The organism is Aeromonas sp. QDB39 (assembly GCF_027707585.1).
Lineage (GTDB): Bacteria > Pseudomonadota > Gammaproteobacteria > Enterobacterales > Aeromonadaceae > Aeromonas > Aeromonas hydrophila.
Genome location: NZ_JAPCIV010000071.1, coordinates 1 through 10,001 on the forward strand (window position 1 = coordinate 1; position 10,001 = coordinate 10,001).

Sequence of the window (10,001 nt, forward strand, 5' to 3'; positions counted from 1 at the left end):
CTACACGCCGAAACAGCGTCTGGCACAGGCCGCATGACCTCTACTTTTGAATGCCCCTAAAAATGGGGGGATTACCGAGGCTTCACAGCGTTTTCAACTATCAGTTGTTTTGTCGAGCCTTTTGTCCGTTGCTGGCAAAGCAACCTTTGGACGCGCCCTGCCGGATACCATCGCTGATAGCAGTAAAAGTATTGAGGCGTTGCGAAGCGAGATTGCCAGTACCATGAGCTTTATCGTCGAGCGATTAGACGGCACCGGCTACTGCCCCATGGTGGACGTTATGATGGCAACACTCCCCCACGCACCTAACGCTAAGGAGAAGGCTATAGCCCAATGGGTTCCCACACCCGAGCGACTGAAAAGTTACACAACAGATACAATCACCTTCATCTTGAAGGAGTCCGGCTACTTGACTGCCTATGAAGCTGCCCACGATTCCAAAGCACTGAAAAAACTTATCGGTATGAGCAAAGGCGACCTTATCAAGACTGTCGGAGCCTTTGCGTTCGATTGGTCAGGCTACGCCCCCAGCTTTTACCTTAAGGGGTTCGAATAGTCCCTCTCCCCTCCCCCGCCTAGCAGGCGGGGGACACCCCTTTAGGATCCCCTGTGGGGATTTCACAATATGTCCTGTTCCTGGGAGCCATCTAGCGGGGTTGTACTCCGCTAGGATGCGCAAGGGTGACAACATGCTCAGTTCATCCAGTCGGTACAATTTCAGGTTTTTCTTTCTTCCCTTACTCCAACCCATCAGAGGACTTTTGCAAGGTGACCTACCTGATGGGCACTTGCATTATCAAGTTACGGCGTAAGTTGACTCCACGCACCAAGGAGACAACCGTTATGATGGAATTTACCTTTAAATCCAGTTCATCTTTTACCGACGCAATCACCTTCGTTGCAGCTCATGCTAAAGGGAGCATTGCACCGATTCATAAATACCTTCTCCTGCAAATAGCAGAGAGCGGTGTTCTGTCAGTTCAAGCCACAAATGGTGGTTTCTTTGCGACCCGCATGACGAGAATGGATTCGTTCAACGGCACTGGTTCTATCTGCGTTGATGCGGCAAAATTCAATGCCATCGTTCACTCGATGCCCGTTGATGCAATCGCAACTGTCAAGTTTTGCTCTGACGGCAATAAATTATCTGGCGTTGTTCAAGCAGGGCGTAGTCGATTCCAGTTAGTGTGCTTGTCAGCCGACGAGTTCCCACAGCCAGAGATTTGTAATAACACCTCTCGTTTTTCCATCCAAAGCAGCGATCTGATTCCCACCCTGACCCGTCTAAACCGTATGGTTCCGGCTAATGATTGTCGACACACGCTCAATTCCATTTGCGTTGAGCTGGACGAAACGAGGGCCGTAGTTGTGGCATCCGATGGAATGCGGCTGGCTAAAGGAGAGATCCCTATCAGCAGTATTAGCGGTGATGTGCGGGGGCGTCAGCTGTTGATCCCTAAACAACAAGTGCAGCAGATAATTTCAATGACAAAATTGGGGTGTGAGCTGGTAGTTCTCTTTGATACTTCACGCCTTGCCATCATCTGTCCGGTATATGGTTGGAGGCTACAATTCAGCCTATTAGAAGGAAAGTACCCCAACTGGCAGCGTGTTATCCCGAGTCCCTCTGGTCATGGTTGGGCTGATCTAGGGGTAGATAGGGAATATTTCATTTCATGCCTTGAGAGAGCCAAGATTCTTGCTGATGGTCGCAAGCAAACTGTACGTTTCCAAGTTCAAGCTGGGGAGATCACTATCAGCTCGAAGAACGAAGGGAGCGACGAGGGGGCAACCGAGATCGTCCCCTGTAAGATGCCGTCAGGCTTAGACAGAGTATCGGCCATTTTCAATGTCGGTTATCTCGTCGATGCTCTGCGCGGATTGTCCGGCGCAATAGTCAATCTGACCATCGACACCTCGGAGCAGAATAGTGCGGTTCTCATGCGCTCTGAAACTGACATCACTGCATTGCAGGTGTTAGCCCAAGTAAAGGCTTGATGTTATCTAACAGCTTGATTATGTCGTTCTATTGGGGGGCAAGCTAATCGCTATGCCCCTTGCATCAGCCGGTATCGGGTTAACCTAAGTCCACTGAATCAAGAACCAGACCGGAGAAATATCCATGTTCCAGCCCCTGATTGAATGCCTTTCCACTCGCCTCGGGGTGAGTCAGTTCAACCTTCAAGTGTCCGGCTCGGCAGAGTTAACACAGGTGATCATCATCCCCGTTCTCTCGGCTCCTGCGGCCAATGTTACCGGGGCAGGCTATCAGGAGGGAGGACAAGCCTATCGTGCAGCCCTGACAACTCCGGTTATCGTTTCCGCACCTCTAAGTAACATTGATACTCGCTTAGCTGAGATCCTTGACGAGTATGCTCAAGCTCTCTCTGGGACATTGCGCCAGCCCAGCATCACTGAGCAATTGCAGAAAGCTGTATCTCAAGCGGCGGTCAAGGGAGTTGAGCCGAAGAAGAAAAAGGGGGAAGCCACAAAGCCAGTCACTGATGATGCTATTCCAGCAGGGGCAGGGGCAGGGGCAGGGGCAGGGGCAGGGGCAGGGGCAGGGGCAGGGGCAGGGGCAGGGGCAGGGGCAGGGGCAGTTCAGGAGAAGGTTGATACCCAAGCACTTTTTGACCAAGACATTTTGTCCTCTTTGGGTATCTAAGGGGAGTCCATATGCAAACCATCAACTTACTGCGTCGAACCTTTAAAATTGGCTCTGCTATCGTAGATGACCCTGTTCCTGGCCTGCCACTCGAAACGGCACAACAGATCCTATCAGCCACCTACCCACAGGTGCGCTGGACAACCTTGTACGAGACAGATGGCCTTCTGGTTGGGAATACATTGCAATACGAATTTCTAATACCCCCAGTTAAAACCAACGGTTAGATGTTGGAGGGGGGAGGGGATCAAAAACCGCCGCAAGGCGGTTTTATCATTTTGGTGCATAGATTTCAGTCGCCAGCTATCAGTCCTCTAGGGGTGGTTTGAGTGACCCATCACAGTTGATGGGGGGCTATCGTCGGTGAGCTGACAGCCGAAAAATACAGTGTATTTATGTTTCCAACTTGTTATTGATGGCGCAAGAGAGCAACAAAAATACACTGTATTTTTGGGAGCTTGAGCTGATCTTGCGTCTGAACAATCTAAGAGATACTGGCTGCATAGGAGGTGCCTTCATGCCGACTCATGATGAACTAGCCGCATGGCTGGATGTAATTGAGGCTGAACCAGAACAGCCGTTAGAGCCAGTTTCCGATCAAAATTACCTAGAAGCATTTGCCAAGGAGAAAATGAAATGGGTGCAGTTTGCTCAGAAAGTTGCGAGAGCACCAACCGAGCGGGATTTGCAATCCGGTTGGGCGTTCCGGCCTCGCTGACAGGGCAGGATCGCGCACGTTTGCAAGTACCCCCATCCTTGCGTCTGCGTGGGGCTGTGATACCAAGACCGGGGCTTTCGACTACAGATGGATTCCAATCATCTATTCACTCTCTGGGGGAAATTGCACCACTGTTGAAGTCTGTTGTTACGTTGGCTCACAAGAACGGATGGGGGGCCACGGAACTGACCTATTTGGTGGCAGCACAAACTCTAGCAGAGCGCCTGAGTCGTTTTGAGGATCTTGCGCATGTGGTATGCCAAGAGCTATCTACGCGAGCTGAGCGAGCAGGGGAGGCATGTGCCCGCGAACTGCGGGAGATACTGATAAACGTGGGTGGGGAAATATTGGCCGGAGAGTTTGACGATAGCTATTCAACGTGTAAGCAGATTCTTGATTTTAGTTTTGGCCTTGTTAACGACCGAAACGGTAATGAGTTCGGTCAGTCCAGCGAGCAATTAAGATTCCGGCTGTTTTCAGATCTAGAATTCATGGTATTTCCATCGTCAGTATCCAGCGACTACCTCGCAGCATTTCAAAACCTCATGTTCTCGCAACTCCCACTGGTAGGGTTCATCCCAAGCAATGCCTTCTTTGAATACACTCTCGACTGGATGACTGAGTGTTACGATCTTGAGTTACCCGAGACTTTGGAGGCCACCCAAATTCACGAGTTCATCGGCGTTCTGGAGCGGGCAGAAAGTGAATTATCCAAGATAGACTCAGCTCCCAGATTCGAAACAGAAGCCCCCGACTTTTTCGATAAACTCGCGCTTCTGGTCGGTGGCAAAGCAGAGGCAACATCTGTTCTTATGAAGGTAAATGATGCCAGTGATGAACTCGGTGGTGATGGATACTCAGCCATGTGGAGCTGTTTTGATTATTGCCATCAGAAAGCTGGCTGGGCTGAAATCGAGCAGTCAGTAAAGGAGATAACTGCTGAAGGGGGACTTGCGGCTGTGTTTGGCCGCTTGCGCGAGGTGGAAGATAACACCTCTCTGAGTGCCTTCCTATTGGGGGCTCAGACGATCATTGAAAGGGAAATGGCGACCTATAGGGTCTCGAAAGAGGTTTTCGACTACCAAGACGAGTCTGACATATCCATTGACTTTAAAATCCCCTTTGAGACAAAGGCACTTCCGCGCAGGGAGCTTGCAGATGATGCCTACAACACTCACAACGACTTTGCCATGAACGGGGATCTATGTACCTCTAGCGTTTGCGTCCACATCAATGATGATACTTTGATGGCCATGGAATCGTGGCAGCGAAGCATTGCAATTATGGCCGCTGTGTACGTCGCAGGAAACAACGTTAAAGAGGAAGCTGGTCATGCAAGTGGTCAGAAATAATACCTGTCAGAAGAAACAGACTTTACCCCGCCTTGCGCTCGTATTTTCCAGCTCTAGTGAGCAGATGGCAGACCTAACCGGCATTACACGACACGCCATCGTTGACGACAAACTCGGGTTAGGTGAACCCCTGTCAATGCAGACTATTCATGAGCTGTTGGCAGACCTCACAGGCTCTCTGGATCGCTCCCAGGGTAACACGAAGGGCAACTACCAATTCATCCCCTCTAACGTGCTACTCAGTAGCCCAAGCGCGATTACATGGTATCAGCCCTCGCGGGAAGGGATGTTATGGTTACAGGTGGGTGGTGAGCGTTGCGGTTTCAAGATCCTTTGGCCAGCTCTAGTGTTCAATGTCCAGAAAGGGTCGGCACGGCTATCTGTAGCCGCTTTGGACACCGACGAACGCCCTACACCCGAGAACCATGTCTACGATGTTCCTATGCCCAACTGCTACCACGGAGGAGGGTTTTGCCTTGGAAGTGCAACGTTGCCCCGAGAAATTGATTTCTCGACCTTGCCGGAGATTGAGGCTTGCATGTACGACGCACTTAAAACTCACAGTAACAACTCCCAAGCGGTAGCCGATGGCTCTACACCAACCGCGTTTTGGGTCGGGATGGACGTAGAGCGGAGAAAGACCGGCGTAATCCCAACAATAACTGCATCCCAGATGACGAGAATAGGCTATCTCGGTGATTGGATTGAACAGGTTGCATCACGATAAAGAAGGGGATAATTGCGAAAGTTGAGAAAAGGAGCAGGGCGATGAAGTGGAAAACCCCCATCGAGTATTTGTCTCAGGAAGTGGATGTTGTGCTAATTGGGTGTGGAGGGACTGGCAGTTTTGTCATGGGCGAGCTGTCAATGTTACATGATCTCTTGACCCGTCTTGGTCATCCCGGTATCAGTGTGACTGCCTATGATGGCTCTCCAGTTCGTGAAGCTAATTTAGGTCGCCAGAGGTTCCATGCGGCAGACCTGGGGCTCCCCAAAGCACAAGCCTTAGTCGATGCGGAGCGTTGCTATAACGGTTTCGCTTGGGAGGCTAGGGGAGACTATGAGGTGGGTCAGGAACTCCTTAATCGCCGCCGTCCAACCGTATTTATCACAGCAGTGGACAAGCCTAGTTTTCGTGTACAATTCGGGTCGAAGTTTGCAACATTGAGCAAATCAAACCGCCTCTGGATTGATGCTGGCAACGATAACAAGACGGGGCAGGTAGTTTTAGGGGGGGCTGGGTTGCCGACAGCCTACGACTTGTTTGCGGGGCAGTATGAGGTGATGGTGGATGACCTATCCAAGAGCTGCTCATCAGCGGAGGCCGTCGCCAAACAAGATTTCGGGGTTAACTCAACGGCTGCCCGGGTTGTGGGCCAACTCATGTGGAACATGTTCCGGCATGGCGGCCTTGATTCCCACGGAGCGTTTTTCGACGTTCACCGGTTATCAGTTGACCCCATGCCCATTGACGAAAAAGTGTGGTCATCATTCGGATACTCTCCGCAGAGTCTCTGAATTCCATGAACACAACAACAAATAAAAACCGCCTTCAGGCGGTTTTTATTTTCTGGCATGTTGGTGAAACCCTATTGATGCTGTTGCTCCCATGCCCAGCTTGATCCTCACATTTTGAGCATGGCAAGGAGATCGAACAGTTGCTGACTGGAGATCTCGTCTGGTAGGGTCAACTCGAAAGTATTACCCTTTTTTTGCTTCACCGCGATCCCGGCAATCACATTCACATTGGTACGCTTTTCCGGCTTTTCACCCGCAAGTTCTGTAGCTTGTGCGGCAATGTCGGCCAGTGCTTTCGGTGCTGAGGGGTATGGTTCTTTACCCTGGGCCCATAATATCAGGGCTTCAACTTGTCCCTTCGTGAGTAGCTTTAGGGTTCTGCGCAGATTCAGTATTGTTGGGCGTCCAGTGCCAGTTCCATCCGGTAGCAGTTCATAGAGTGGCAGCGGAATCTCAAGTGCCCACTGTGAAGCGCGGACTTCTGACTCATGCACCCCGAATAACGATGCTACCTTGAGTACATCCAGCCCTTCATCTTTCATCACCCGGGCATAATGCAGCCCTTTATCATAAAGCGAGTTGGGTCGAGTGAGGTTAGCAATTCGACTGAGCTCGCGTAGCTCAGCCATGCTCAGATCCTCTGTTTCGTCGGTGTAAGCTATGGGCAAGCCTTTTTCCGCCAACAACGCACAGTATCGGCGACGCTGACCGTCAAATATCCCGTACCTGGTATCTGCCCCTCGTACTGCCAACACCTCCATTACGACACCACCAGAGCGAACTGAGCCGATCAGGTCATCTACAGTATCTTCAGTCACTCCCGACTTGGAGCGAATGTTCGCTTCGTGGATGTAGGTTAGCTCCTCAACATGTGCAGAGGGGATATAGACAGACGTCAGCCGCACGAGGCGCCCGCTTTTCAGGCGTATAACCCGGAAAGCACCGGTCGAACGAATCTTACTGGCCAATGCTTCTTCTGCATCCTGAAATCCCCCAGCCACATCCTCAGGCATGCTGAACACACCGCTTGATATGGACTGCGCGGCTGCTGATGTAGCAATGTGGGCCGCTAGGCCTTCGCTCATTGGCGTGCGCTTTTTATTCATCAGTTTGCTACCTCAAGAATGTTAGAGAAAAACTCAGCCACAACGTTCTCCGCAACGTTCTGGGCGCGTCTGAGTGACCTGGTATCTCCTGCATAATGTTTCGGTTGGATGGTGAATACGGTGCGGCCATCTTCAGTGACAGAAGAGAATGGCCTCAGTTGCTCCATCCTGTTGACAAACAACTTCGCAGGTTCAAGGTTCTTGAGCATCATGTAGTTATCCAGATGCTGTGGATTGGTGCCGTCAAATTTACTGCCCAGAAGCCACACGGATGCGGGATCAAGGTTTGGGGAGGGAATGTTCGCCAACAACCCATGAATGGACTCGAGGAATTTCAAGCTCGAGTCAAACTCCAGCGGGTCGAGGCCAATAGCAACAAACAAGCTGTCACTCGCTTGCAAGGTGTTAATCAAGGCCGCATCAAGGTGAGGTCCCGCATCAAGTAAGATGAGGTCGTAGTGATCACGAATCGGATCTATGACATATTTTGTCAGCAATTCGGTCATGTTGATGCCGGTATCTGCGGCGTGTTGGTATGCCTGCAGTGAAAAGAATCCATCTGCAGTTCCCGCTGGCATGACAAATAGCCCATCGCTAGAAGTAGGCAGCATCCAGGACCTTACCGTTTCAGGTGTAGCCCTGGTGGCAATGGCTTCGATTGCAGAATGTTGTGGCTCTTTACCAAGCCCGGCGAATCCAAAAGCCACGGAAGTTGACCCCTGAGGATCCATGTCGATGACCGCTACCCGCAATTGATGGCGGATCAGGTTGCGATGATGAACCAAACCGGTCGCGATGGTGACAGTCGATGTGGTTTTGCCGACCCCTCCCTTGAGGTTGAGGCAAGCAACAACCTTGGCGAGAGTATCGGAGCCTAGAGTGGACTTGATCTCGGCAAACGAACGCTGACCTGCAGCCTTATAAATCGCCCGAACATCGGCATGAGAAAATGTGTGTGGTTGGAGTGCGTTTTTCTCTGCGGGTAGCCGGCTGAACTCTCGACCACCTTCCCGCAACACCTTGATAGCCCCTTCAACCCTGGCTCGAGTCATTTCAGGTAAACGTTGCACCTGGTACATTGTGTAAACCGCACTTTGATACCCGTCCTCAATGGAAGTGTCCCGGCGGTCTTGCTTCACATCGGCTATGTAACCCAACAGCATTCTTGCTTGGCCGCGGAGTTTTTCGAAGCCAACCAGGCGTTGCTGCCTTGCCAATACACTGCTCATTCAACAATCCCCCTCAATTCCATGTTTTTAGATTTTTGGATGATAATTCAGGAATTATGGGTTTGTCTATTTTTTGGCTCCAGGCGCAACTGAAGGCGCTAGTTCTTCCCTCAGCGATATCCGGCCAACCAAAGCTAAATGCACATCAGATAGCCGATCACATTCTTTCATCAGCGGCATGATTAATCGGCAGAAATAGCTGCATCAGCAAATCAGCATCGTGGCCAAACACGGTCATTTTTCGACCCACGGGTGATACAAAGCGACTACGACAGTAGTTCAAAGGCGCTACGCAGGTAGCTCAACGGTGATACGACTTGCATCAAATGTGATTCGTTTATGATGCAAAGCGTTGACAACGGGTAAGCGCAAAAATGAGCACAAATGCAACCTACCCTTGGCACTTAGACAGCATCTCTTAGCGAGGACCTTATGTTACCAAGCAGAAAAGGCGCATCGAAACTCGAGCCCTACACAGTCGAAATCCTGGAGCTGAGGGGAAAGCATTCGCTTGAGGTGATCCGTGAGTACCTAGAGGAGAAGTACAACATTGAGATAACAAGGTCTGCAATTAACGCCTTCGTAAAACGTCGACAGAAAGGATTGGCAAACCGTAATTCGATGCCACAAGCCCCTCTCGAACCCATTAAGGCTCCTGCCGCCGTACAGCGTAGCCATGTAGCCGAGCAACAACCTTCTTCCACAACCGATAAGGCGGAATCGCCGGCTGTTGTTGATGTGTGGGCTGGAAAGGTAACACTCTGAATATTAAGGAATAACATAATGAAAATCGTTGTAGTATCTAAAACAGGATTTGTGGGTAAAACCGTTCTGTCTGCCCACTGGTTGAAAACCATGATGCCCGCCGCACAGCTCTTCTCGATTGAGGATATGAACCAGGCAGCTGATGCACTTGGTGTTGACGTAACCACAATGAACGGTGGCCAATTCTCTAATCTGATGAATTGCATCATGGTAGAGGATGAAGCCATCATCGATGTGGGTATGAGCAACGTCCGGTTCTTCATCGATGGACTTCGCAAGTTCAGTAACTCTTGCCAAGAGTTCGACTACTACTTTGTCCCCCTCACACCGGAGAAGCGTTGCCAGGAAGAGGCGGCAGAAACCATCAACACACTGTTGGAAATTGGAGTAGATCCGGCTCGGATTCGCCCTATTTTCAACAAAATCCCGGCCACATTCTTCTCCTTCGAGCAGTTCTCGGGCTTCGTGTCATACATGAAGAAGCACACCAAAGTGGAAACTGACTTCAAGTGGGCAGTCGAAGAAAACCCTGCGTTTGAAATGCTCTCGCGTCAAGGGCTGAGCCTCGCTACTGGATTTGACCCCATAGATCCAGACACTTTTTCCCGCTTAGGGTTGTGATACCCGACTGCGCAGAAATTCCCGTGG

The 10,001-nt window shown here is 50.8% G+C and carries 12 protein-coding genes; 10 read left to right on the forward strand and 2 right to left on the reverse strand.

The window, feature by feature from the left end:
• The first annotated feature begins 46 nt into the window (after positions 1–46).
• The 8 genes from PG899_RS23095 to PG899_RS23130 all read left to right on the forward strand — a co-directional run bounded on the left by PG899_RS23095 (position 47) and on the right by PG899_RS23130 (position 6,253).
• Positions 47–556, forward strand: coding sequence for a hypothetical protein (locus PG899_RS23095; protein WP_270697750.1), 510 nt, complete (start codon positions 47–49; stop codon positions 554–556).
• Between the two features lie 287 nt (positions 557–843).
• The gene (locus PG899_RS23100) at positions 844–1,998 is read left to right on the forward strand and encodes a DNA polymerase III subunit beta (RefSeq protein ID WP_210538612.1); all 1,155 of its coding nucleotides are present in this window, start codon (positions 844–846) and stop codon (positions 1,996–1,998) included.
• A 124-nt stretch (positions 1,999–2,122) separates the two neighbouring features.
• Positions 2,123–2,665 (forward strand): hypothetical protein, encoded by a 543-nt coding sequence (locus PG899_RS23105; RefSeq protein ID WP_270682352.1) that lies wholly within the window; start codon positions 2,123–2,125, stop codon positions 2,663–2,665.
• Positions 2,666–2,676: 11 nt separating this feature from the next.
• Complete coding sequence (locus PG899_RS23110; RefSeq protein ID WP_210538489.1) at positions 2,677–2,892, forward strand: hypothetical protein; 216 nt, start codon at positions 2,677–2,679, stop codon at positions 2,890–2,892.
• 188 nt (positions 2,893–3,080) lie between these two features.
• Complete coding sequence (locus PG899_RS23115; protein WP_236748011.1) at positions 3,081–3,383, forward strand: hypothetical protein; 303 nt, start codon at positions 3,081–3,083, stop codon at positions 3,381–3,383.
• A gap of 20 nt (positions 3,384–3,403) precedes the next feature.
• Positions 3,404–4,735 carry a hypothetical protein gene (locus PG899_RS23120; protein ID WP_265216443.1) on the forward strand — a complete coding sequence of 444 codons (1,332 nt, stop codon included), beginning with the start codon at positions 3,404–3,406 and terminating at the stop codon, positions 4,733–4,735.
• A complete protein-coding gene (locus PG899_RS23125; protein WP_210538486.1) occupies positions 4,716–5,462 on the forward strand; it encodes a hypothetical protein in 747 nt (248 codons plus the stop codon). Before PG899_RS23120 ends, PG899_RS23125 begins: the two co-directional genes overlap by 20 nt.
• A gap of 41 nt (positions 5,463–5,503) precedes the next feature.
• The gene (locus tag PG899_RS23130; RefSeq protein WP_210538485.1) at positions 5,504–6,253 is read left to right on the forward strand and encodes a PRTRC system ThiF family protein; all 750 of its coding nucleotides are present in this window, start codon (positions 5,504–5,506) and stop codon (positions 6,251–6,253) included.
• A gap of 107 nt (positions 6,254–6,360) precedes the next feature.
• Here the strand turns inward: PG899_RS23130 and PG899_RS23135 are convergent, their stop codons facing one another.
• Positions 6,361–7,359: a ParB N-terminal domain-containing protein gene (locus PG899_RS23135; protein WP_210538484.1), complete on the reverse strand. Its 999-nt coding sequence runs from the start codon at positions 7,357–7,359 to the stop codon at positions 6,361–6,363.
• Entirely contained in the window at positions 7,359–8,588 is a 1,230-nt protein-coding gene (locus PG899_RS23140) for a ParA family protein (protein WP_210538483.1), read from the reverse strand. The genes PG899_RS23135 and PG899_RS23140 overlap by 1 nt, the downstream gene beginning before the upstream one ends.
• 432 nt (positions 8,589–9,020) lie before the next feature.
• Here PG899_RS23140 and PG899_RS23145 point away from each other — a divergent pair, with 432 nt between their 5' ends.
• Both PG899_RS23145 and PG899_RS23150 read left to right on the forward strand, forming a co-directional pair.
• A complete protein-coding gene (locus tag PG899_RS23145; protein ID WP_210538482.1) occupies positions 9,021–9,353 on the forward strand; it encodes a hypothetical protein in 333 nt (110 codons plus the stop codon).
• Positions 9,354–9,371: 18 nt separating this feature from the next.
• On the forward strand, positions 9,372–9,974 hold the full coding sequence (locus PG899_RS23150) for a hypothetical protein (protein WP_270682354.1): 603 nt from the start codon (positions 9,372–9,374) through the stop codon (positions 9,972–9,974).
• Positions 9,975–10,001 lie beyond the last annotated feature (27 nt).